The organism is Dickeya zeae NCPPB 2538 (assembly GCF_000406165.1).
Taxonomy (GTDB): Bacteria; Pseudomonadota; Gammaproteobacteria; order Enterobacterales; family Enterobacteriaceae; genus Dickeya; species Dickeya zeae.
On record NZ_CM001977.1, the window covers coordinates 382,267 to 406,755 of the forward strand.

Below are 24,489 nucleotides of genomic sequence, written 5' to 3' on the forward strand. Positions count from 1 at the left end.
CCTGGGTACGATGAAAGTCACGCTGGAAGAGATGCAGGCATTCGTGGTGGTGGTGGACTGTGGGTCTGTCACCGCTGCGGCTGGGCAACTGGGGCAAACCACCTCGGGGATCAGCCGGGCGTTGAGTCGTCTGGAAAATAAGCTCGGCATGACGCTGATGCACCGTACTACCCGTCGGCTGGCGTTGTCGGAAGAAGGGCAGATCTTTTTGCAACATGCGCGGGACGCGTTGTATGCCGTCGAGCTGGCGGAAGAACAAATGGCGCTGCGTCGCAGTAAACCCTGTGGCCGGCTACGCATTAACGCCGCCGCCTCGTTTATGCAGCATGTGATCGTGCCGATAATTCCGGAGTTTCGCCGCCGTTATCCCTGCATTTTGCTGGAATTAAATAGCGATGATCTGATTATCGATTTGCTGGAACAGCAAACCGATATCGCGATTCGTATCGGTGAATTGCGTGACTCCAGCATCCATGCCCGGCCGCTGGGGGCCACCCGGCTGCGTCTTCTGGCAAGTCCTGCCTACCTGAACCGTCACGGCACGCCACTGAGTGTGGACGCGCTGGCGGGCCACACTTTGCTGGGGTTTACCCAGTCCGAGTCGTTAAATCTCTGGCCGCTGCGTAGTGCATTTGGCGATGATTACCCTATTTCGCCGACGATCGCGGCATCCAATGGTGAAATGCTGCGCCAGTTGGCGTTGAGTGGGGAGGGGATTGTCCGGCTGTCGGATTTTATGACCCGGGACGATGTGGCGGCGGGTCGGTTGGTGCAGGTGCTCGCAGAAGAGACGTTAGACCGGCGTCTGCCAGTGAACGCGGTGTACTACCGCAATACGGAACTGGCCAGCCGGATTGTCTGTTTTCTGGATTTTCTTAGCGAGAAAGTAGCGCAGCATCCACTGTAGTGGTGAAGTGCATGGAATGCTGCGCCGAGGGTAATAAACCGTGAATCAGGCGAAAACCTGATCAAGATGAGCGCGGTAGCGGGCAATGTCCCGCTCTACGTCCGGTTGTTTGATGACATCGTTGCAGATGAAGGTTGGCAGCGGTGACAGACCGATGAACTGGTTGGCCTTGTGAAACGGCAGGTAAACGCCGTCTACGCCGACACCATGGAAGAACTGGTCCGGGTCGGTGAAGGCCTCCAGCGGGGCGTTCCAGGTCAGCGACAGCAGGTAGTGTTTGCCCTGTAATAAGCCGCCAGAACCGTATTTCTTGCTGGCGTCCGCGCGGGTGCGGCCATCGCTGTCGTACAGAGAGCCGTGTCCGGCGGTGAAGACGTCGTCGATGTATTTTTTCAGGGTCCAGGGGGCACCCATCCACCAGCCTGGCATTTGGTAGATGATGGTGTCGGCCCACAGGATATTCTGCACTTCCTGTTCGATGTCATAACCCTCATCGACAGTGGTGACGCGGACCTGGCGGCCTTTGTCACGCAGGAATGTGGCGGCGACATCCGTCAGGGTACGGTTGAGTTCCCCTTTGGAATGGCCGAAGGCTTTTCCAGCATTGATGATGAGTACGTTTTGCATGGCTGATGACCTCAAATGGTATAAACAGGCGTTGAAAGTCAGTCTAGCTGATAGCGCGATGGGGAAAAACGTGCTGTGACGCACAACACTGTTGCTGAGTAGTCAATAATCGCGGGTTTAGGATCGAACAATGCACTGCGCTAGCAGGATGCCGTGAAGAGAGACACAACTTGCGTTACTATCCGGTCAGTGTTGTCCGGTCGGTTTGCCACGTTGTGGTTCATCGCGCAACAATAAGCGAGTTTTTTGAACATGGCGATACGCCACGGTTTAAGGATTATCAATGAGTGACATGACTCATGACGGCGCAGAGCGTCTTGCGCTGCACACATTTACTGAGAACGCCTACCTCAACTATTCCATGTACGTCATCATGGACCGGGCGCTTCCCTTTATTGGCGATGGCCTCAAGCCGGTTCAGCGTCGTATCGTGTATGCGATGTCCGAACTGGGGCTGAGCGCCAGCGCCAAATTCAAAAAATCCGCCCGTACGGTGGGTGACGTGCTGGGTAAATATCATCCGCACGGTGACAGCGCCTGCTACGAGGCAATGGTACTGATGGCGCAGCCTTTCTCCTACCGCTACCCGTTGGTAGACGGTCAGGGGAACTGGGGGGCACCGGATGATCCCAAATCGTTCGCCGCCATGCGTTATACCGAGTCCCGTTTGTCGAAGTATGCCGAAGTGCTGCTGGGCGAACTGGGGCAAGGCACGGTGGATTATGTGCCGAACTTTGACGGCACATTGCAGGAGCCGAAGATGCTGCCTGCCCGCCTGCCTAACATCCTGCTTAACGGCACCACCGGCATCGCAGTCGGTATGGCGACGGATATTCCGCCGCACAACGTGCGGGAAGTGGCCACAGCGGCCATGGCGTTGATCGATGAGCCGGACACGCCGCTGGAAGCATTGCTGCGTTACGTGCAGGGGCCGGATTTCCCGACCGAAGCCGAGATCATCACCCCGCGTGATGAGATCCGCAAAATGTACGAAAGCGGTCGTGGCTCGGTGCGTATGCGCGCGGTGTGGAAGAAAGAAGATGGCAGCGTGGTGATCACCGCATTGCCGCATCAGGTCTCGGGGGCGCGCGTGCTGGAGCAGATTGCCAGCCAGATGCGGGCTAAAAAGTTACCGATGATCGACGACCTGCGTGATGAGTCTGACCATGAGAACCCGACCCGGCTGGTACTGGTGCCGCGTTCCAACCGTATCGATCTGGATCAGGTGATGAACCATTTGTTCGCCACCACCGATCTGGAAAAGAGCTACCGCATCAACATGAACATGATCGGTCTGGATGGTCGCCCTGCGGTAAAAGGGCTACGGGAAATCCTGACCGAATGGCTGGCGTTTCGCCGCGACACGGTGCGCCGTCGGTTGAACTTCCGGCTGGATAAGGTCCTCAAGCGCCTGCATATTCTGGAAGGCTTGCTGATTGCGTTCCTGAATATTGATGAAGTCATCCACATCATCCGCAACGAAGATGAACCGAAGCCGGTACTGATGGCGAAGTTCGGCCTGAGCGATACCCAGGCTGAAGCCATTCTGGAACTGAAACTGCGTCATCTGGCCAAGCTGGAAGAGATGAAGATCCGTGGCGAGCAGGACGATCTGGCCAAAGAGCGCGATCAGATTCAGGCGTTGCTGGCCTCAGAGCGCAAGATGAACACCCTGCTGAAGAAAGAGATTCAGGAAGACGCCAAAGCCTATGGCGATGATCGCCGTTCGCCGCTGCATGAACGCGGTGAAGCGAAAGCCATGAGCGAGCATGATCTGTCGCCGTCTGAACCCGTGACCATCGTGCTGTCGGAAATGGGCTGGGTACGTAGTGCCAAAGGGCACGACATTGACCCGTCTGGCCTGAGTTACAAGGCAGGTGATGCGTATCGCGCCGCTGCCCGTGGTAAGAGCAACCAGCCGGTGGTGTTCATGGATTCTACCGGGCGCAGCTATGCGCTCGATCCACTCACGCTGCCGTCGGCGCGTGGGCAAGGTGAACCGTTGACCGGTAAATTGACCTTGCCGCCAGGGGCTTCCATTGAACAGGTGTTGATGGCGTCAGATAACCAGCGGCTACTACTGGCCTCTGACGCCGGTTACGGTTTTATCTGTACCTTTGCCGATTTGGTTGCCCGTAACCGGGTGGGGAAAGCAGTGCTAACCCTGCCAGATAACGCGCGTGTGTTGCCTCCGCTGGAGTTGCAGCGTGACGATGACTTGTTGCTCACAATCACCGCAGCAGGACGCATGTTGTTGTTCCCGGTTGCTGACCTGCCAGCCTTGTCGAAAGGCAAGGGCAATAAGATAGTCTCGATTCCGGCGGCGCAACTGGCTAGCGGCGACGATCGGATACTGTGGCTGATGGCGATTGCGCCGCAATCTTCCGTCACGCTATATGCCGGTAAGCGCAAGTACTCCTTGCGTCCGGAAGAACTGCAGAAGTATCAGGCCAGCCGTGGCTGTAAAGGCACATCGTTGCCGCGCGGTTTGCAACGGGTCGATCGCATTGAGGTGGATGTGCCTGCCGGTATCGCAAACGTTGGTAGCAGCGAAGAGTAGTCGTGAAGAAGCGTTGCGAAGAAGAGTGCCTTTAGTGAAGGCTGACGGCCCGCCGTTGTGTGGTGCGGGTCGTCAACGCGGTCCCTGCCTTGTCGGGGATGGGGCGGATAAGCGTCATCCCCGACACGATTCTCTTTCGTCATTTTTTCCTGTACGTCCGATGGCCGCTTTTGGGTGGGGCTGTACGGTTTGCTGCGGCAAGGTTCGCCGTGTGTTTTAACGCGAAGCCGCTATACTAGCGGCGGCTGTTGGCTAATGAGGTTGCTATGTTATTCATTCTCCGCTTTTTGGTGGTGATCATCTTTTCTGTCGTGGTGTCTCTGGTTGGCTTCGTGTACTGCCTGTTTAGCCCGAAAGACCCTCGCCATGTTGCCCGGTTCGGTCGTCTGTTTGGCCGTTTATCGGTGGTGTTTGGTCTTAAGGTGGACATTCGCTATCCCCAGGCGTCCCATTTTGAGGGCAACTGTATCTATATCGCCAACCATCAGAACAACTACGATATGGTGACGGCGGCTAAAGTGGTGATGCCGGGTACTGTCACGGTCGGCAAGAAGAGTCTGGTGTGGATCCCGTTTTTCGGCCCGCTGTACTGGCTGGCGGGGAATCTGTTGATTGACCGGGATAATAAAGCGAAGGCCCATAGCACCATCTCACAGGTGGTGGATCACATTAAAAAACGCAACATTTCGGTGTGGATGTTTCCGGAAGGGACGCGCAGCCGCGGGCGCGGTCTGTTGCCGTTCAAAACCGGTGCGTTCCATGCCGCGATTGCTGCTGGGGTGCCAGTCGTCCCGATCTGTGTCTCCAGCACGCATAATAAAGTGAAGCTGAACCGCTGGAACAATGGTCATGTGATTGTTGAAGTGTTGCCGCCGATCGACTGCAGCGGTTATGGCAAGGATCAGGTGCGTGAACTGGCTACCTATTGCCATGACCTGATGGCGGAGAAAATCGCCCAACTGGATGCCGAAGTTGCACAACGCGAAGCGGCGGAAAAGCGCTAACGTCAGCGCCAGGATGCGCTGTGTGACCTTCCGGGTGGCGATACGACCCGAGGGAGTAAAGGATTGAATCGGTTTTCGGAGTCGTTATGTCATTGAGTCGGCGTCAGTTTCTTCAGGCCTCGGGGGTTGCGCTCTGTGCGGGTGCAATGCCATTGACGGCCAGAGCCGATAGTGGGAAAACCCCGCTGCCTGTGCCGCCGCTGTTGGAGTCTCGTCGTGGACAGCCGGTTTTTCTGACCATGCAGCGGGCGCACTGGGCGTTTTCTGGTGAGCGTAAAAACCCGGTCTGGGGATTTAATGGCCGTTATCTTGGCCCGACTGTGCGGGTGTTCAGTGATGATGACGTGAAGCTGGTCTACAGCAACCGTCTTAGTGAGCCGGTGTCGATGACCGTGAGCGGCTTGCAGGTGCCAGGGTCGCTGATGGGCGGCGCGGGCCGCATGATTCAGCCGAATATGGACTGGTCGCCGGTGTTGCCGATGCGGCAGGCGGCAGCGACCTGTTGGTACCACGCCAATACGCCCAATCGTATGGCACCGCACGTCTATAATGGGTTGGCTGGCATGTGGCTGATAGAAGATAGCCTCAGCAAATCGCTGCCGATCCCTAACCATTATGGTGTGGATGATTTCCCGCTGATTATTCAGGATAAACGGCTGGATAGCTTCGGCGCGCCGCTGTACAGCCCACCGAGCAGCGGGGGGTTCGTCGGGGATACGTTGCTGGTGAATGGTGCACAAAACCCGTATGTGGAAGTGTCGCGCGGTTGGGTGCGTTTGCGTCTGCTTAACGCGTCCAACGCCCGTCGCTACGTCATGCGCATGAGTGATGGTCGCCCGTTGCATCTTATCGCCAACGATCAGGGTTTCCTGCCTGCGCCGATGGCATTGAATCAGCTTTCACTGGCACCCGGCGAACGCCGTGAGGTGCTGGTTGATATGTCGCAGGGCAACGAAGCGACGCTAACCGCAGGGGAGTCTGCGACGCTTATGCAGCGGTTGCGCGGCTTGTTCGAGCCGTCGACGATTTTGGTGTCATCGGCAGTGTTAACCCTGCGCCCCACCGGTTTGTTGCCGCTGGTGACCAATACCCTGCCAATGCGACTTTTAAGCGACAATCTTATTGACGGCGCGGTCAGCCGGACGCGTGAATTCCGCCTCGGTGATAGCTTGCCCGGTATCAATGGCGCCATGTGGGATATGAACCGTGTGGATGTGCAAACGCAGGTCGGGCGCTATGAGCGCTGGATAGTGCATGCCGATCAAGCGCAGCCCTTTCATATTCAAGGGGCGGCATTTCTGGTGCGCAGCGTGAACGGTGGCCTGACGCCGCCGGAGGACAGCGGCTGGAAAGACACGGTGTGGGTGGAAAATGATGTGGAACTGCTGGTGTATTTCGGCCAGTTCTCCACGCCACAATTTCCGTTCCTGTATTACAGTCAGACGCTGGAAATGGCGGATCGCGGTTCTACCGCCCAATTGGTGGTGCAGCCCTGACCCCCGCGCCGAGAGCGCGGGGAGTCGAGTGCGGTAAGGGTTAGTCTTTGCGCGGCGCGTCGGTACGCGGTTGGTCAGGGTCTGGCCCCAGCCGCTTGCCGCAATCCAGCGTGGCGATGTCGCTCAGTTCCTCTTTTTCCAGCCTAAAATCAAACACCGCAAAATTTTCCCGAATACGCGCTGGCGTAACGGATTTGGGGATCACCACCAAACCACTGTCCAGATGCCAGCGAATCACGATCTGTGCCGGTGTCTTGCCGTATTTTTTCGCCAGTGCATGAATAACCGGGTGGTCGAAGACGCCTTCGCCCCCTTGTGCCAGCGGGCTCCAGGATTCGGTCTGGATATGATGGGTGGTATTCCAGGTTTGCAGCATGCGCTGCTGGAAAAGCGGGTGTAATTCCACCTGATTGATGACCGGCATTACCCCGGTTTCTTCTTTCAGGCGTTGCAGATGGTGTGGGTTGAAGTTGCACACACCGACGCTTTTCGCCAGCCCCTGCTCCCTGAGATTGAGTAACCCACGCCAGGCTTCAACGTAGGTATTCTGTTCCGGCAGCGGCCAATGGATCAGATACAGGTCAACGTACTCCAGTTGCAGCTTTCGCAGGCTTTCTTCCAGCGCCTGACGTGGATGCGCCTGATCGCTGTTCCATAGCTTGGTGGTGATGAAGATATCACTACGCGGGATGGCGGTTTCCTGCAAGGCTTTGCCGACGCCCACTTCGTTTTTGTAGATAGCGGCAGTATCAATGGAGCGGTAGCCGACATTGAGCGCTTCGGTTACTGCGGCGGTGGCTTGTTCATTACTGGCCTGCCAGACGCCAAGCCCCAGTTGGGGCATGATAGTGCCGTCAGCCAGTTTGACCAGAGGTTGCATCGTCATGTCATTCTCCTTGTTGTACGCCTTTAGCGCCCGGCCGTGGAGGGTTCTGGCGGCATGGCGGCAAGGTGGCGATGAGACGACAACGCCGCCAGAATGGCGGCGTATCGGAACTGTTTTTCACACCAAAATGATCTTTCACCTCAGACAGTGCCTGCACGCCTGTCGCGGCACTGTCTTTAGTGTAGTCGAAAAGTCAGTCTGGCGGGATTAGCGGGCTGCTTCGTACACGCGTTTGCTGATGTCCAGCGTGATGTCTTTGTTTTCGCCCAACGCTGTCATACCGTGCTCTTCGAGCTTCGCGACCAGCGCCGGAATAGAACTGCCGTCCAACTGGTAGTCTGACAGGCGGGTCGGTACGCCCATTTGTTCGAAGAAAGCGCGGGTGGCGGCGATCGCACCATCAATGCGTTGGTCGTCTGAACCGTCACGCAGATTCCAGACGCGTTCGGCGTATTGCAGCAGTTTCTCACGTTTCTGAACACGACGTTCGTTGAGCATCGCCGGGAGTACGATAGCCAGTGTCTGCGCATGGTCCAGTCCGTGCATTGCCGTGATTTCGTGGCCCAGCATATGGGTTGACCAGTCTTGCGGCACCCCTGCGCCAATCAGGCCATTGAGCGCCATGGTGGCACTCCACATCACGTTGGCACGAACATTGTAGTTATGCTGCTCTTTGAGGGCGCGCGGGCCTTCTTCGATCAACGTCAGTAACAGCCCTTCGGCGAAGCGGTCCTGCACTTTGGCGTCAACCGGGTAGGTCAGATACTGCTCGACGGTATGGACGAAGGCATCGACCACGCCGTTGGCAATCTGACGTTCAGGCAGCGTATAGGTTACGACCGGGTCAAGCACGGCAAAACGCGGGCATACCAATGGGTTCATGAACGCCTGTTTGTCGCCGGTGCTCTTGCGGGTAATCACTGCGCCGCTGTTGGATTCGGAACCGGTCGCTGGCAGCGTCAGCACCACACCCAGCGGGATGGCGCTTTCTACGTGTGCTCCCCAGGTTTGCAGAATATGCCACGGGTCTTCGGCTGCCTTGTAGTTCACCGCTGCCGCGATGAATTTGGTGCCATCGGCAACCGAACCACCGCCGACCGCCAGCAGAAAGTCGATGTTTTCCTTGCGTACGATCTCAACCGCTTTCATGAGCGTTTCGTAGGTGGGGTTAGGCTCAATGCCCGAGAACTCCACAACGTTGCGGCCTTTCAGCGCGTTGATGACCTGGTCGAATACGCCGTTTTTCTTGATGCTGCCGCCGCCGTAAGTGATAAGAATGCGGGCGTCAGCCGGGATCTGGTCGGCCAGAGCAGCGATTTGCCCTTCGCCGAACAGGATTTTAGTCGGGGTGTGAAGCGTAAAGTTCTGCATGGTGCGTTCCTTGATAGAGGGTTGCCGGGTCGCCGTGGTGTCACTAGCACGGATAACGGACCCGGATACATGTTACTGATCCAGTTTAAAACCTTGCTGTAACAGCGCAGGCAGGACATGGGGGAAATAGACGTGTTGATAGTAGCTGGCGGTATTACTCCCCCAGGCCTCACCATCGCTGCGTCCCGTTTGCTTCCAGTGGTTAATCAGAGTGTAGTTGTATTGTTCGATCGCAGCCGCCAGCGGTTCGGTGTGGTAAAACTCTTCATGGCGGAAAGTTTCCAGCGGCAGGCGTGGTTTCTGGTGCGCAGGCCGGTCGACATAACCCAAGACCAGCCCTGCTACTGGAAACGTCAGCGCTGGCAGTTCCAGCAGGTCGATCATCGCCTGCGGGTTACGGCGTACACCGCCTATCGGCACGATGCCCAGACCAAAGGAATGCGCCGCGGCGATCAACGTACCCAGCGCGATGCCTACATCGGTCGCGCCGGAAATAATGCTTTCAACACTTTCGTGTGCATGTTGGGTATTGCCGCTCATGGCAATGCCTGTTGCGCTCTTGTGCATATCCAGCACCAGCGTGAGGAATACCGGTGCCTGCGCAATCCAGGACTGCCCACCCGCCAGTTCAGCGATGCGAGCGCGGCGTGCCGGATCGCGGACGACGACGATGGAAACCTGCTGTGAATTCACTGAGGTAGGTGCCAGATGTGCACTGTCGATAATGGCGGATAGCACCTCTTCCGGGATAGGTTTATCCAGGTAACTGCGCTCGCTACGGTGTTGTTTAAGTAGCTCAATAGTGTGATTCATGCGGATTCCTTATTGCCCATGATTGCCCATTGCAGCAGGACAGTCATGGGTTGACTACGATGGTGTGGCGATGGCTGTCATTCTCGGCTTCTCCCGGTACTCCAGCAATGCTCATTTCTCGCTGTGTATTGCCTGTTTCTGCAAAAGTCAGGAGAAAAGGGTGATTCTGCTGCCTATCTATGTCACTTTATTTCCGTTGTCAGTAAGAGATAAATATTATGCAGAATCTCGATTCACGCCAGCGTCTGGTCAAACTGGCGATGCCACACACCCGCGGCAGCGGCGTCAGTCAGACGCCGATTGCGCAGGTGAGGGTGATTTATGCCGATCGCCATACGGCGCGGGCTCCGGTGTTGTACGACCCTTGTATCGTTATCATTTTTCAGGGGCATAAAGTGGGGTATGTGGGGGACAAAGTCTTCCAGTATGACCCGGACAATTACCTGCTGATGACGGTGCCGATGCCGTTCGAGTGCGAAAATTTTGCCAGCCCGGAAAACCCGTTGGTGGGGATTTCCATTCGGGTGGATATCCCAATGCTGCAAGATCTGCTGATTGAGATGGGCGATGACAATGCTGGCGATAAACGGCGGCCTGAAGCCGCGGGTATTAACAGCGTACCGCTCAACGAGGCCATCCTGTGTGCGACGGAGCGGTTGCTGGAAACGATGGCGAATGCCCGCGACGCGAGGGTATTGGGGCCGTGGATTGTACGCGAAATTCTTTATCACGTGCTGTGCGGGCCGCGCGGTGATTCTCTACAGGCATTGATGAATCGCTATAGTCATTTCAGCCAGATTGCCCGTGCGCTGCGCTATATCGAAAACCATTACGCGGATAATCTGAGCGTAGAGCGGCTGGCCATGGAAGTGAACATGAGCGTATCGGCGTTTCACCATAACTTCAAAACTGTCACCAATACGTCACCGGTACAGTATCTGAAGTCTTATCGGTTGCATAAGGCGCGTTTGCTGATGGTGCATGATGGGTTGAAAGCGAATGTAGCATCAATGCGGGTCGGGTACGAAAGCCCTTCTCAGTTCAGTCGGGAATTTAAGCGTTTCTTTGGTACGACACCGGGTGATGAGGTGGCTCGCTTGCGTTCAGGGGCTGAGGTGGTTGAGAGCAATTAAACCGAGTGGGCGGTCTGCCCGCCTACTCAGGGAATTGATGGGATAGATAAGATTTCTGGTGAGTTTCAGGCCATAGCCCGTCTTTTACGCCACAATACCAACAGCATTCCTACCAACCCACTCACCAGCAGCACCAGCGGCAGGATACACAATACGGCCATGAACTGATCTTCATAACGTTTGACCAGCGGAATCTGGTTGAGCGCGTAACCCATTGCGATGATACCGGAGACCCACAGAAAACCGCTGAGCCAGTTGAAAATCTGAAAGCGGGTGCTGCTGAACCCGGAAATCCCAGCGATGGTGGGTAGCAGGGTGCGGACAAACGCCAGAAAACGGCCTACCAGCAGTGCGGACAGCCCATGCTGGTGGAACAAATTGTGAGTGCGCTGATGGTAGTGAGCGGGTAACTGATGCAGCCATTTCTTCACCAACTGGGTGTCGCCCAGCCAACGCCCTTGCAGGTAGCTTAACCAGCAGCCAAGGCTTGCCGCTATCGTCAATAACACCGCGGCAGGAAGGAAGTTCATCACGCCTCTGGCGACCAGTGCGCCAGTCAGCAATAACAGGCTATCACCTGGCAGAAAGGATGCGGGGAGCAGGCCATTTTCCAGAAACAGAGTGGTAAACAGCATGCCATAAATCAGCCATATCACCTGTGGATCGGACAGGACGCTGAAGTCCTGCTGCCACAGCGCCCGTATTATTTCATGAACAACACTCATATTGCATCCTGTCTGGTTTTGCTATAAACCCCGTGGCCGCGTAAATACACTGCGCTGAGCTTCAAAATAAGAGCATCAGGATAGGGTAAAAAAGGTAAACGTTTTGTCATCGTTGTAACTGCTCATCATATACGCTTTGCCTGACTTACCACAGCAGCTTCAAGGGGCCAGAGGGATAATGGCGTCACATTTCCTGCAATCTCCTAAAGCCGGCATCCAAATCAGCTTCCAGGTCATCGCAATCTTCCAGACCGATGTGCAATCGAACCAGCGTACCGGTCACATCGACGCCGCCTGCCGGACGAATCGCCGCCAGTTCTTGCGGTTGGTTCGCCAGAATCAGCGATTCAAAGCCACCCCAGGAATAAGCCATACGGAAGTGGCTGAAATGATCAAGATAATGGGCCAGCTGTTCGCGGCTGAGAGTGTCTTTTAACACAAACGAAAACAGGCCGTTACTGCCGCTAAAATCCCGCACGAAAAATTCATGTCCTTTACAGCTGGGCAGCGCAGGGTGATTGACTGTTGCGACTTCCGGGCGTTGCGCCAGCCAGCGCGCCACGCGCAGGCCATTTTCCTGATGTTGCTGCAATCTGACGCCGAGTGTGCGCAGACCACGACTGGCCAGATAAGCACTGTCTGCGTCGGCCATCTGTCCCATCAGGTAGGATTGTTCGCGCAATTGATCCCAGCAACGTGCATTGGCAACGGCGGTACCGATCATGGCATCGGAATGGCCGACGATATATTTGGTGCCGGACTGAATCGAAATATCCACACCAAGCTCAAGCGGACGGAACAACACTCCGGCAGCCCAGGTGTTGTCGATCATGATGACAATATCCGGGTTAACGCGACGAACCGCCGCGACAATCGCTGGCACGTCATGCACTTCCATGGTGATGGAGCCGGGCGATTCCAGAAAGACCACACGGGTGTTGGGTTGGATCAGGCTGGCGATATCACTGCCCACCATGGGATCAAAAAAGGTCGTACTGATGTTCATTCGACTCAGCACTTTGTTACAAAAATCCTGCGTTGGTTCATAGGCTGAGCCGGTCACCAGGAGGTGATCGCCTGCTGAGACAAACGAGGTAATGGCGTTGGCTATCGCAGCCGCACCACAGGGGTAGAGCGCGCAACCTGCGCCGCCTTCGAGTTCGGTCATCGCATCCTGCAACGCGAAATGGGTCAGCGTGCCGCGGCGGCCATAAAACAAGGCGCCTTTGGCCCGGTTAACGGCGGCATGATGTTTCTCTTGCACGCTATCGAATATCAATGAAGAAGCACGTTGGATGACCGGGTTTACCGCACCCTGGGTGACGCGTTTGCTGCGTCCGGCGGCCACCAGCGTGGTGGCGATTTTTTTACTCGTCATTCGGCGTTACCTGTAGCTCAAACATTCCTTGCGTCTATCCATGTACGTTATCACGGCTGGGGGGACAGGGGGGCGGCTTTTCTTATCTGGATGAAGATGTCTCAGGATGACTCGGGGAAAACATGGCACAGCAGCGGGTCAGGATAAGGGATACCTCGAACAGTGATGGCCTGTAACACGCAAATAATAATGAGAACGACTATCAATTAATTTTAGGTTTGGTATCATTTTCGCCAGATTACAGTGGTATGAGAATGAGGGTGGAGGCACAGCGTGTATACGGCTGAGAATAAAAGTGACCTACGGGCGTCATCGGTCTGGCATAAGTCCGTCGGGGTGTGCGGGGGCGTGATGTATCGCCTGATGGCGTTTGCGTTGTTGGGAATGACGGGGCGCGCGCTGGCAGCACCGGCACCGGTTGCCGCTACGCCGTCGGTACTGCCGCCGACGGGTGCTGCCAGTGGCCTGATGAATACTGACTTGTCCGTTCTGGGCATGTATCAGCACGCTGATGTCGTGGTAAAAACGGTAATGATTGGCTTGTTACTGGCATCCGTGGTCACCTGGGCGATTTTTTTCAGTAAGAGCGCGAGCCTGATGGGAGCGAAAAAGCGCATCCGTGGTGAGTATCAAGCACTGGAAGACGCCCGCACTCTGGATGATGCGGCGGATATCGCGGCGGTGTTCAAACCGGGTAGCGTGTCGCTGCAACTGCTGACGGATGCCCGCAATGAGCAGGTGCTGTCTGAACGCTCTGACGACAACGGTGGCATCAAGGAACGTACCGCGTTTCGCTTTGAACGCCGAGTTGCCGCAACCGGGCGTCAAATGGGACGCGGAACCGGTTATCTGGCGACGGTCGGGGCTATCGCACCGTTTATCGGTCTGTTTGGTACGGTATGGGGCATCATGAATAGCTTTATTGGTATTGCCCAATCGCAGACGACCAATCTGGCAGTCGTGGCACCCGGTATCGCCGAAGCACTGCTGGCGACCGCTATCGGGTTGGTGGCGGCGATCCCTGCGGTGGTGATTTACAACGTGTTTGCACGCTGGACAGCCAGCTACAAGGCGATGGTTGGCGATGTGGCCGCGCAGATTCTGTTGCTTCAAAGCCGCGATCTGGATATTGCCGCCAGCGTCGGCAAGCCTTCTCCTTCACCGGCGCACCAACTGCGGGTAGGGTAAGTCAATGGCGATGCATCTGAACGACGGGCAGAGTGAAAACGGTGAAATGCATGACATCAACGTGACGCCGTTTATCGATGTCATGTTGGTGTTGTTAATCATCTTTATGGTGGCGGCACCGCTGGCGACAGTAGACGTGCGCGTCAACCTGCCTGCGTCCAGCGCTACGCCGCAGCCGCGCCCGCAAAAGCCGGTATTTTTGACGGTGAAGGCGGATAAACAGCTGTATTTGGGTGATGATGCGGTAACCGAAGCGACGCTGGCGCAGGCGCTGGAAATCAAAACACAGGGTAATAAAGACACCACTGTCTTTTTCCAGGCAGATAAGAGCGTGGATTATGAAACCCTGATGCGGGTGATGGACTCGCTCCGTGACGCGGGATATCTCAAAATCGGCTTGGTGGGTGCGGAGAAAGTACGCTGATAAACGGGGTACTGACAGCATCGAACCACCAGTAAAAGAACCACCGCGTAAACGGTGGTTTTTTATTGGTGAAAGGTTTTTTAGTGGCGAAATACCTCACAGGGCGTGATGGTCGATGCCGTATTCAGGTGCGAGAGTCGGGATGACGCCAGTGTAGCCGGGTCGGCACATACACGCGGCTTTCCGCGAGCGGTTGCCCTTCAATCAGCGCGTTGATCATCTCAAAGCTGTTGCGCGCCAGCGTTTCGCAATCCTGCGCCACGGTATCGATTTTCATCGGCAGGCAGTCGAACAGGTAGTGATCGTCAAAGCTGCACAACCGCATATCGCAGTCCATCAGGTTGTGTTGATTCAGGTAACGTAGCACCCCTTCCAGCAGGCCACAGGCCGCAGTAAATAAAGCCCGTGGGGGGCGACCCAGACGGGCGCACAATTGTGCGAACATTTCGTAACCTGAGCTGGAATGGTAATGACCGTGGATAATCCACTCTGGGTTGCACGTCACACCAGCGCGCTCCAGCCCAAGCTGGAAACCGGCCAGCCGATCGCGGGTCGGTGATATGCGCGGCTGGCCACCAATAAAGTAGAACTCATCCTGATGCTGACGGGCGATGTTTTCCACTAGCGCAGCAGTGGATTCCACCGCTTCAGACACCACCATCGGCAGGGTGGAATCACCAATCACCCGGTCGAACTGCAATACCGGTAACTGTTGGTTAATCTTCTGGTATTCGGCGTCGCTCAGCATACTGGACGCGACGATGAGGCCATCCACCTGACGCTGAATCAGGCTGTTGACCGCCATCATTTCCTGACTGGCGTTTTCATCGGTACAGGCGATCAGAAGCTGCAACCCGGCTTCCCGGCACAGGCACTCCAGCTCGCGGGAAATCACCGCGAAACCGTAGTTGGTCATTTCCGGCACCACCAACCCCAGCGTGTTGCTGCGGCTCGAGCGTAACGAGCGAGCATGAATGCTCGGTTGATAGCGCTGCTGTTGCGCCAGCGCCAGCACCCGATCACGGGTTTCGTCCGAAACACGGAACTCTTTGCTGCGGCCATTGAGAACCAGACTGGCAGTGGATTTTGATACCCCTGCCAGTCGCGCGATGTCGCTGATTGTGACGCGTTTGGTTGGTTTCACCGTAATATCTTTAGAACGCAATGGCCGCTAACGGCATGAAAAGGAAACTCATTCTATCACGCACGTCGCCAACAACCAGTGCCGCAACGTGATGCGCCCGGAGCCACTAAAACGTACCATGGCGTCGCTGGTGGGGAAGTAGCGTGATGACATCACCGCCTGACCGTGGTTGATAAAGATTTCCACGCTGGAGCGGTCGCACAGAATTTGCAGGTGGTGCAGCTTGCCTTCATGCCAGTAACGGTGTTCTGGCTCGTTGGTGCGACGATTACGGCGGCTTAAGGTCAGGCGTTCGCCGTCCCAACATAGCACTAAGATGTCGGCGAAATTGATCTGAAATTCGCCTTGTGTGTCCAGCATCAGCTCTGCGCTACTGGCGGGTAAGGCGGGGGCATAGTCGGCGACGCCCTGCCACAGGTGTTCCAGATGACGCAGGCTTTGCAGCTCACGTGCGGGTTGTTGATACACCCGGTCATCGCAGAGCGTCAGTTCACGCGGACAGGTCATGGTGTGGATCCAGCCGTGGGTGAGTGTTGGCTGGAAAAACTCGTTCTGATCCGGTACGCCCATCCAGCCGAACAGCAACCGGCGACCATCTTCGCTTTGCGTGGTCTGCGGCGCGTAAAACTCGAAGCCCAGATCCAGCTCATGGAACGCCTGATGAGGGAAACGGGCGTTGTCATAATCGAGCGAGCCGACGACATAGCCAGACTGATAGGTGTTCAGATAGCGCTCTTCTTCGGCAGGCAGCCCCTGCGGACAGCAGATCAACACCTCACGGTTTTCCAGCGTGAACAGATCCGGGCATTCCCACATGTAACCGAAGTCGCCCAGCCCGTTGAGGCGAGAACCGGCGATTTCGCCCAGCGCCTGCCATTGCAGCAGGTCAGGCGACCGGTACAACAGCACTTTGCCTTGCAAGTCCAGATCCTGCGCGCCCAGCACCATGTACCAGCTGTCCTGATAGCGCCAGACCTTCGGGTCGCGCACATGGCCGGTGTACCCGTCCGGTAATGTCAGCACCGGGCCGAGTTTGTCGAATTCGCCCTCTTCGTTAGCGCGCGCCAGACATTGGTACGCCGTGCGTGTGCCGTTATCGTATTTCACATTGCCAGTGTAGATAAGCGTCAGGGTATCGTTGTCTGCCACGGCAGAGCCGGAGTAACAGCCATGACTTTCATAGCTTTCAGCCGGTACCAGCGCCACCGGCTCATGACGCCAGTGCACCAGGTCCGCCGAGCTCCAGTGCCCCCAGAATTTGGCACCGTGAGCACAGGCAAGTGGATTCCACTGATAAAACAAATGGTAACGCCCTTTATGCTGGATGAACCCATTGGGGTCATTCAGCAAGCCTACGGAAGGCGACAGATGCCACTGCGGTCGGTGCGGATCATAAGTCTGTTTGGCAGAGGCAGACATCAGTGCGCAAGCCATGCGTTTTACCAGATGGATTTCCTTCATTATGCGTTATCCGTTTTGTATTTCAGCAACAGGGAAATGAGGAAGGCGGCGCCAAAGGCTATCACCATACCGATCAAATAGTTCAGGATAGATCCTGCCTGCACGATAGCCAGTCCTGGGATACCAGTCAGCCCGACGGCCGTCATGTTGACGTGATTGGCGACGACCCAGGCTCCTCCTAACGCGCCACCCGACAGTCCGGCCAGAAACGGTTTGATGAAGCGCAGGTTAATCCCGAAGATCGCCGCTTCGGTAATACCGAGCAGGCAGGACAACGCCGACGGTACGGCGATGGCCCGAATTTTGGCGTCGCGGGTTTTGAAATACACCGCCAGACAGGCCCCCCCCTGCGCCACGTTCGCCATTGCCCAGATAGGCAACAGGAAATTGACGCCAATGGCAGGGTTGCCCAACAACCCGGCTTCGATAGCGTGGAAGCTGTGGTGAACGCCGGTAATGACGATGGCGGAATAAAGCCCGCCGAACAGCAGCCCGGCTAGCCAGCCTGCATGGGTAATCAGCGTACTCAGCACGAAGGAAATGCCGTCACCTAACATGCGGCCCGCCGGGCCGATAATCAGCATGGCGACGAAACCAGAGATGATCACGGTCAGGAACGGCGTGACGATGATATCCAGCGCGTTTGGCACCACTTTACGCAGGCGCTTTTCCACCAGGCTCATGAACCATACCGCCAGCAACACCGGGAATACGGTGCCCTGATAGCCGATCATCGCGAATTCCAGACCGAACAAATGCATGGTCTTGAAGCCGCCTGCCACACCCCAGGCGTTGGTCAGTGCCGGGTGGGTGAGAATACCGCCCAGCGTCGCGCCCAGATAAGGATTGCCGCCGAATTCGCGTGCGGCGGTAAAGCCGATCAGGATTGGCAGAATGATGAACGCGGCGGAACTGAACATGTCCAGCATCACGAAAATGGCGCTACCGGCATCCACCCAGCCATAGGTCTTGATCATACCGAGCAGGCCCATCAGCAGGCCGGAGGCGACAATCGCCGGGATAATCGGGACGAAAATATTCGACAGCAACCGGGCCAGACGTTGCAGTGGATTGAGTTTTTGCGCCGCCAGCGTGGCCGCTTCGCTGGTGCTGGCTTCGCTGATACCGGCGACAGTGATGAATTCGGCGTAAACCTTGTTCACCAGCCCGGAGCCAAAGATGACCTGCATCTGACCGGCGTTTTGAAAGCAGCCTTTAACACCCTCGACGCGTTCAATGGCCGCTTTATCCGCCAGACTGTCGTCGTTAAGCACCAGCCGCAGGCGGGTAGCGCAGTGCGCGGCGCTGGCGATATTTTCCCTGCCGCCCAGCAAAGGGAGTAGTGATACCGCAATGGCACGAATATCCATAATATTCCTCATTTATCAATAACAGGCAGGCGTCTGACCGTCACCGACTTTCATGCATCATGTCAGTGACGGTAGCCTTCACTGTCAGAACCAGGTTTCCATCTGAACGCCGAAGGTCCATTCGCCACCGGCTTTGAAACCGGTGGAGCCGAACGCATCGTCGCTACTGTAACGATCCAGTCGTTTATCCCAGTCCATGTAACTGGCGTAGACGCGCAGTTCCGGACGGCTTAATAAATTGGCGATATCACCCACTTTGAACGTCGGGGCGAACGTCAGCTTGTAAAATCCGCCGCTTACCTGATTACGCGATAAGTATCCCTGAGGATCCAGATTCATATATTGATAGCTTCCTTCATACGCCAACGCGAAATTTTCGGTGATTTCCTGAATGAAGCGCGCATTAAAGGTCACCCAACGGTAGTCATCGCCCTGAACGTAACGATCTTTACTGCTTTGTGCCAAAATCGACGGCGCGAAGCTCCAGGTGTGATTCAGCGCGGTGGTGCCGTAGGTTGCCAGACGCCAGGTATTGGCGTTTTGGGTCAGGTTGCCGTCGGAGCCGATGGCTTTCACTTCACCGCCGAGGCCGTGACCGTAGAGCAGCGCCACTTTGGATGTGCCGTCACGCAAGCCATAGAAGCTATCGCCGTGCCAGGCGGCCAGCGCGTGATAGCCACTGTCACCGGCGTTGGTATTGGTGACATGGTTGCTGTTATTGAGCCCGGTATTTTCCTTCACGTCGTTGTTGCGTGCGCGCAGGCCGCTTAGCATGAACTGGAACGGGCCGACAAAGTTATTGCTGGTGACGATATAGTTCTGAATTTCGTTATCCAGCGCGGTGATTTCGCCGAGGCTGCGGCCATACAAAGAGAGATTGGTTTTCCAGCCGTCGACCGGTTTTACATCGTAGATACCACCACCGGTACCTGCCAGAAATACCACGTCAGAATCGATCCAGTGGATATCGAAATTATCGCGGTCGAAGCGTTTACCCGCCCACAACGTGGTGTCTTTGAACGCGCCGGTGAACGTTGGCAACGACCCCAGTTCCACAAAGGCCTCACGCACATTGAACTGGCTGGTGGCGGCGGTCCAGTCGTTATAGCTACGCTGACCGTCTGCCATCATCACTTTGAAGCGGGTGGTGGCACCGTTGTCCAGCTTGGTTCGATGCTCCAGTTTTAGCTCCAGATAGGTGTCATCTTCGTTACCCAGACGACCAACGTTCCCGCCGGTTTCACCCGCGGGCGTCATGCTCGGCCCGATATCGGCTTTCGAACTGGTGGTGGAGTTATGGATGGCCAGACCGGAACGGGCATAAGCGTGGAATTCAAACCCATCGGCAACACTGCGTTTATTCGCCAGCGCATCGGTTTTTTGCACCACCTGCTGGGTCTGCTGCTCATTTTGAGTGGCACGTGCCGCCACCTGTTGAGTCTGCTGAGCGACCTGCTGGGTGGTTTGTTCCACCTGCTGGGTTTTCTGTTCGACCTGCGTCGTGCGTGCCGCCAGTTGTTTTGCTTGTTTTTCGGCGGCATCGGCACGGGCTTCCGCCTGTTTAGCACGTTGCTCTGCCTGTAATAAGCGTTGTTCCAGCGCGTTCAGACGCGCTTCGATGCTGTCAGAAGGCGCTGCCAATACGGGAGACGCACAGAGTGCAAGTCCTACGGCGGCGGCAAGATAACCTGGCTTTATCATGTTAGGTTTCCCTTGGATGGTAAGATGATTTTTTGTTTTGCTAAATTGCTAAACCGGTTATGCAAAGAAAGCTAAATGGGGGAGGCACGAATTGACAAGGAATTTTGTTTTCTTGCTGTGCTAACTGTGATCGTGACAACAAAACCTGTTCCCGACGGCGACGTTCGGTTGTCGGGAACGGTCTCGGTGGCGCGTTATAACGCGGAAGTGAGCTGATGAGCGAACGGCAGGGCAGTCATCGCGCCTTTGGCTGTGGTCGCCAGCGCACCACAGCGTTGCGCCTGCGCCAGTACCGCATGCCAATCATCAACCTGATACAGGCTATCGTAGCCAGCCAGTGCGGCGAGCATACCGGCAACAAAGGCATCTCCGGCACCGGTGGTATCGATGGGGGTGACGCGTTGTGCCAGGAAGTGGTGCAACTGGTGGCCATCATGTAGCCAGACGCCATCGCCACCCTGAGTAATCAGCAATCGTTTGATAGGGTAGCGGGCCATCAACGTGCTACTGCCTTGGCGGATATCGTCGCTGCCGCTCAGAAACACAAATTCCTCTTGCGATAGTTTGACCACATCTGCCAGCGCCAGCACCTGATCCAGACTCTCCCTCAACGCCTGCTCGCTACGCCATAAATCGACGCGGATATTCGGGTCAAAACTCACCCAGCCTTGTGCTGCGCGTATTCGGTGTATTGCATCGATCGCCGTACTGCGAGAGGGTTCGCGAGACAGCGCGATAGAACACAGGTGCAGCCATTCGCTACGCTGAAATTCAGGTAGATCAGAGGGTTGGAGGAATAAGTCAGCACTGGGACGTACCATAAAGGTGAAGGTGCGCTCACCTTGTGCGTCCAGGCTTACCACCACGGTGGAGGTGCGGTGCTCTGTATCCGGTTGCATGTGGCGAACGTCCACCCGTTCACGGGCCAGCACATCGCGCAGGAAATGACCAAATGCATCGTCGCCAACACGGCCGATAAAGCCGCTGTGGCCGCCCAGCCGGGCAACGCCTACGGCGACATTGGCGGGGGCACCGCCTGGGCATTTCAGGTAGCGGTCTTCGCCTTCTGGAATGAGGTCGACCACAGCATCACCCATTACCCATACTTTGTGAGACATAGTTACACTCTTTATCGGGGATTACTAAACTGCTAGCTAACATAGAAGAAACGGTTTAGCTAATCAACATGTTGATAGATAACAGGCGTGCAAAGCGCATCAGAAGCGCAACTTAATCACCGTTATGTGGTGGCTTATCTCGATGGAATCACACATGGCAGTTGGCTGAATGTCAGGGGATAAAAAAATCAGATAGCACGGCATTATAAAAAATAATTATCCTGATGATGTGGGGTATATTTTTTTATAATTATTATCACGGTCATATTATATTTATTTCCGATTATTATTTTCCGGCTAACGAATATTGCTTGTGCGATAAGTCGCTTTTTTATTTATAAAAATTATCTTGTCACAGAATATTAATTTTCCATACTTTATAGTAAATCACTCATCAACCGATGAGGTACGTCATGCCCGAGGCAGCCGATTTGGAACGGTTATCTGCGCCCTATTTTTATTATTGGGGTAAAGCACAGTCGTCTTCTGAAAATGAAAACGATGCGCCGTACCATTTGTTGCCCTATCACTGTCTGGATGTGGCGGCTTGTGGGTATTGGCTGGTGAAACATAATCGTTTTCATGTCCGCGATCACATGCAGTCGCTCGGATTAGAGGAAGAGAGTGCAGCATTATGGCTGGCATGGTTTCTGGCCTGGCACGATATCGGTAAATTTGCCCGCAGTTTCCAACGGTTATACCAGAACCCCGATGCGCCGCTGGTGCGTGCCGCAGGGCAGGCATCGCCAGTGCGGCATGATTCGTTAGGGTTATGGCTGTGGCGTTATCGACTCTATGAGCGCTGGGAGCATGACGCCAGTTGGTTACCGACGGTTTCTCATGCCGACAAGTTTCATTATGTGATGGACCTGTGGCTACGGTTGATGTGTGGTCACCACGGCCAGCCGCCGTTGGAGGAAGATAACAGTGCGCTGGCGTTTCACCCGGATGATATTCTGGCTGCGCAGGCTTACCTGACCGATTTGCGCACAGTTTTTCCGCAATTAACCGCGTTTCCTGACGAATTTAGCGATAGACGCTGGCGGGCATTGCTGCAGCAGCGAAGCTGGTCGTTGGCTGGTTGTGTGGTACTGGCCGACTGGGCTGGCTCGTCCCAGGCCGATTTCCCTTATTGCTCACAGCCCATGGCACTGGCGGATTACTGGCGTGAATATGCGTTACCGCAGGCGGAAAATGCCGTGTTGCGCCTGCCCGCCGCCTGCGACGTCGCGCCGTTTCAGGGAATGCAGGCTCTGTTTCCTTTTATTACCCAACCGACACCGTTACAGCAACAGGCCATGACGGTGGATATCAGTACGCCCGGCCCACAGCTTTTTTTACTGGAAGACGTCACCGGAGCGGGCAAGACCGAAGCGGCATTGGTGCTGACACATCGCTTATTAAGCGCCGGGTATGGTGACGGGCTGTATGTCGGCCTGCCAACGATGGCGACCGCTAACGCCATGTACCGCCGGTTATCGAAAGCCTATCGCACACTGTTTAGCGAATCCGGTTTGCCTTCGCTGATGCTGGCGCACGGTGCCCGCGATATGGTGGCGGATTTCCGGTTGTCGTTATGGGGCGCGGAGCAAACCGGGCCGGTGCGCTACGGCCCGGATGAAGGTAGTGGCAGTGCCGCATGCAACCAGTGGTTTGCCGATTCGCGCAAGAAAGCGCTGCTGGCAGATGTGGGCGTCGGCACGCTCGATCAGGCATTGATGGCGGTGATGCCGTTTCGGCACCAGTCGCTGCGTCTGTTGGGGCTGAGCGGCAAAATCCTGCTGTTGGATGAGGTACATGCGTACGACGCCTACACCAGCCGCTTGCTGGAAAACCTGCTGGCTTTCCACGCCAGTCAGGGCGGCAGCGCGATCATTCTGACGGCTACGCTTTCGGCATCGCAGCGGGAGCGGTTAGTTCAGGCATTTTACCGGGGTATGCAGCAGCCCGCCGGTGAACTGGCGGAACAGGCCGACTATCCGTGGTTTACCCAGGTGAATGCGCAGGCGTTGCATGAATGGCCAGTAGAAACCCGTGCTGAGGTTCGCCGTACCGTGGAGGTGGCGTGGTTATCCCACCGTGCTGACGCCATTGAACGAGTTCGTCAGGCGGTAGCGAGCGGGCAGTGCGTGTGTTGGATCCGCAACACGGTGGATGACGCAATAGCCGCCTGGCAACAACTTTGTCAGAGCGGTGAGATAGCCGCAGATGACATGTTGCTGTTTCACAGCCGGTTTGCGTTTTGTGACCGTATGGCGATTGAAGACAGGGCAATTGAACGTTTTGGCAAACACAGCGACGGGGAGACACGACGCGGCAAGGTGCTGATTGCCACGCAGGTGGTAGAGCAGTCGCTGGATATCGATGTGGACGTGATGATAAGCGACCTGGCACCGGTGGATCTGTTGATCCAGCGTGCGGGGCGGTTGCAACGGCATATTCGCCGGGCCGACGGTAGCTGTAAACAGCCGGGGGATGACGCGCCAGCGCGGGACGAGCGCGCCGCGCCGGTGTTGTGGGTGCTGGCACCGGCGTGGCAACCGGATGCCGGACGCGACTGGTTGGGCGCGGAATTGCGTGGTACCGGTGCGGTGTATTCGCATCAGGCGGTGTTGTGGCGCACCCAGGCAATACTGCGTGAGCGAGGGGCGTTACGCATGCCGGAAGAGGCGCGTTTGCTGATAGACAGTGTGTATGAGCAGCGTATTGCGGCCCCCGCCGCATTGGAGGAGGGGGATTATCAGGCGCAAGGAAAGCAACTGGGTGATCGCACCGTTGCGGCGCAATCCTCGCTGACGTTTTCATTGGGGTACTGCGTGGCTGCAGCACAGCGCGGCTGGAGTGATGACGCCGAGCTGTTTACCCGCGCAGGCGAGGAATCGCAGGATGTCTATCTGGCCTGGCGTGCTGAGAGTGATGACGCGTTACCGCAGCCCTATGCCGCAGAAGGCGAGTTTAGTTGGGAGAGAAGCCGCCTGTCGGTACGCAAGCGCTGGTGGCAGCAACACCAAAACGGGTGGCCGACGTTACAGGGTGATTTACTGGAACGCTTCCGGCAACAACTGCACCGCCCCAGCGCGGAGGTATTGCTGCTGACGCCGGGTGAGGTGGCGCATTACTACCGTGCTGACACGGGGTTGGTTGCAACGGACTTGATAGCAAAGTAGCCGGGTAACGGGTCGC

At 56.2% G+C, this 24,489-nt stretch carries 19 protein-coding genes; 8 read left to right on the forward strand and 11 right to left on the reverse strand.

Going from position 1 to position 24,489, the window contains the following annotated elements:
* Positions 1-10: 10 nt before the first annotated feature.
* Entirely contained in the window at positions 11-907 is an 897-nt protein-coding gene (locus DZE2538_RS01780) for a LysR family transcriptional regulator (RefSeq protein ID WP_019843592.1), read from the forward strand.
* A 45-nt stretch (positions 908-952) separates the two neighbouring features.
* Here DZE2538_RS01780 and DZE2538_RS01785 read toward each other — a convergent pair whose 3' ends face one another.
* A complete protein-coding gene (locus DZE2538_RS01785; RefSeq protein ID WP_038915430.1) occupies positions 953-1,534 on the reverse strand; it encodes an NAD(P)H-dependent oxidoreductase in 582 nt (193 codons plus the stop codon).
* A gap of 283 nt (positions 1,535-1,817) precedes the next feature.
* Between DZE2538_RS01785 and parC the strand changes: the two genes are divergently transcribed.
* The 3 genes from parC (at position 1,818) to ftsP (ending at position 6,594) form a co-directional block, all read left to right on the forward strand.
* The gene (parC, locus tag DZE2538_RS01790; protein WP_038915431.1) at positions 1,818-4,094 is read left to right on the forward strand and encodes a DNA topoisomerase IV subunit A; all 2,277 of its coding nucleotides are present in this window, start codon (positions 1,818-1,820) and stop codon (positions 4,092-4,094) included.
* 266 nt (positions 4,095-4,360) lie between these two features.
* Positions 4,361-5,098 (forward strand): 1-acylglycerol-3-phosphate O-acyltransferase, encoded by a 738-nt coding sequence (locus DZE2538_RS01795; RefSeq protein ID WP_019843595.1) that lies wholly within the window; start codon positions 4,361-4,363, stop codon positions 5,096-5,098.
* A gap of 86 nt (positions 5,099-5,184) precedes the next feature.
* Entirely contained in the window at positions 5,185-6,594 is a 1,410-nt protein-coding gene (gene ftsP, locus DZE2538_RS01800) for a cell division protein FtsP (RefSeq protein WP_023638735.1), read from the forward strand.
* A gap of 40 nt (positions 6,595-6,634) precedes the next feature.
* On the opposite strand, the gene dkgA is transcribed toward ftsP, so the two are convergent.
* The 3 genes from dkgA to DZE2538_RS01815 form a co-directional block, all read right to left on the reverse strand.
* Positions 6,635-7,480 (reverse strand): 2,5-didehydrogluconate reductase DkgA, encoded by an 846-nt coding sequence (gene dkgA / locus DZE2538_RS01805; RefSeq protein ID WP_023638736.1) that lies wholly within the window; start codon positions 7,478-7,480, stop codon positions 6,635-6,637.
* A gap of 207 nt (positions 7,481-7,687) precedes the next feature.
* Entirely contained in the window at positions 7,688-8,851 is a 1,164-nt protein-coding gene (gene yqhD / locus DZE2538_RS01810) for an alcohol dehydrogenase (RefSeq protein ID WP_038915433.1), read from the reverse strand.
* A 72-nt stretch (positions 8,852-8,923) separates the two neighbouring features.
* Positions 8,924-9,664, reverse strand: coding sequence for an NADPH-dependent oxidoreductase (locus DZE2538_RS01815; protein ID WP_038915434.1), 741 nt, complete (start codon positions 9,662-9,664; stop codon positions 8,924-8,926).
* Between the two features lie 218 nt (positions 9,665-9,882).
* Between DZE2538_RS01815 and DZE2538_RS01820 the strand changes: the two genes are divergently transcribed.
* A complete protein-coding gene (locus DZE2538_RS01820) occupies positions 9,883-10,797 on the forward strand; it encodes an AraC family transcriptional regulator (RefSeq protein WP_038915435.1) in 915 nt (304 codons plus the stop codon).
* A gap of 65 nt (positions 10,798-10,862) precedes the next feature.
* Here the strand turns inward: DZE2538_RS01820 and DZE2538_RS01825 are convergent, their stop codons facing one another.
* Both DZE2538_RS01825 and metC read right to left on the reverse strand, forming a co-directional pair.
* Positions 10,863-11,522 carry a DedA family protein gene (locus tag DZE2538_RS01825; RefSeq protein ID WP_019843600.1) on the reverse strand — a complete coding sequence of 220 codons (660 nt, stop codon included), beginning with the start codon at positions 11,520-11,522 and terminating at the stop codon, positions 10,863-10,865.
* Positions 11,523-11,706: 184 nt separating this feature from the next.
* On the reverse strand, positions 11,707-12,900 hold the full coding sequence (gene metC, locus DZE2538_RS01830) for a cystathionine beta-lyase (RefSeq protein WP_019843602.1): 1,194 nt from the start codon (positions 12,898-12,900) through the stop codon (positions 11,707-11,709).
* Positions 12,901-13,368: 468 nt separating this feature from the next.
* Here metC and exbB point away from each other — a divergent pair, with 468 nt between their 5' ends.
* Positions 13,369-14,088: a tol-pal system-associated acyl-CoA thioesterase gene (gene exbB, locus DZE2538_RS01835; RefSeq protein WP_026357778.1), complete on the forward strand. Its 720-nt coding sequence runs from the start codon at positions 13,369-13,371 to the stop codon at positions 14,086-14,088.
* 4 nt (positions 14,089-14,092) lie between these two features.
* Positions 14,093-14,512 carry a TonB system transport protein ExbD gene (exbD, locus tag DZE2538_RS01840; RefSeq protein WP_012883090.1) on the forward strand — a complete coding sequence of 140 codons (420 nt, stop codon included), beginning with the start codon at positions 14,093-14,095 and terminating at the stop codon, positions 14,510-14,512.
* 124 nt (positions 14,513-14,636) lie between these two features.
* Here the strand turns inward: exbD and DZE2538_RS01845 are convergent, their stop codons facing one another.
* The 5 genes from DZE2538_RS01845 to DZE2538_RS01865 form a co-directional block, all read right to left on the reverse strand.
* Complete coding sequence (locus tag DZE2538_RS01845; RefSeq protein WP_038917085.1) at positions 14,637-15,656, reverse strand: substrate-binding domain-containing protein; 1,020 nt, start codon at positions 15,654-15,656, stop codon at positions 14,637-14,639.
* A gap of 48 nt (positions 15,657-15,704) precedes the next feature.
* Positions 15,705-17,117: a glycoside hydrolase family 32 protein gene (locus DZE2538_RS01850; protein WP_023638743.1), complete on the reverse strand. Its 1,413-nt coding sequence runs from the start codon at positions 17,115-17,117 to the stop codon at positions 15,705-15,707.
* Positions 17,117-18,487, reverse strand: a complete 1,371-nt coding sequence (locus DZE2538_RS01855; protein ID WP_023638744.1) for a sucrose-specific PTS transporter subunit IIBC — start codon at positions 18,485-18,487, stop codon at positions 17,117-17,119. Before DZE2538_RS01855 ends, DZE2538_RS01850 begins: the two co-directional genes overlap by 1 nt.
* 84 nt (positions 18,488-18,571) lie before the next feature.
* Positions 18,572-20,188 carry a carbohydrate porin gene (locus tag DZE2538_RS01860; protein ID WP_023638745.1) on the reverse strand — a complete coding sequence of 539 codons (1,617 nt, stop codon included), beginning with the start codon at positions 20,186-20,188 and terminating at the stop codon, positions 18,572-18,574.
* Positions 20,189-20,382: 194 nt separating this feature from the next.
* Positions 20,383-21,306 carry an aminoimidazole riboside kinase gene (locus DZE2538_RS01865; protein WP_038915437.1) on the reverse strand — a complete coding sequence of 308 codons (924 nt, stop codon included), beginning with the start codon at positions 21,304-21,306 and terminating at the stop codon, positions 20,383-20,385.
* Positions 21,307-21,719: 413 nt separating this feature from the next.
* Between DZE2538_RS01865 and DZE2538_RS01870 the strand changes: the two genes are divergently transcribed.
* Positions 21,720-24,473, forward strand: coding sequence for a CRISPR-associated helicase/endonuclease Cas3 (locus DZE2538_RS01870; RefSeq protein WP_038915438.1), 2,754 nt, complete (start codon positions 21,720-21,722; stop codon positions 24,471-24,473).
* Positions 24,474-24,489 lie beyond the last annotated feature (16 nt).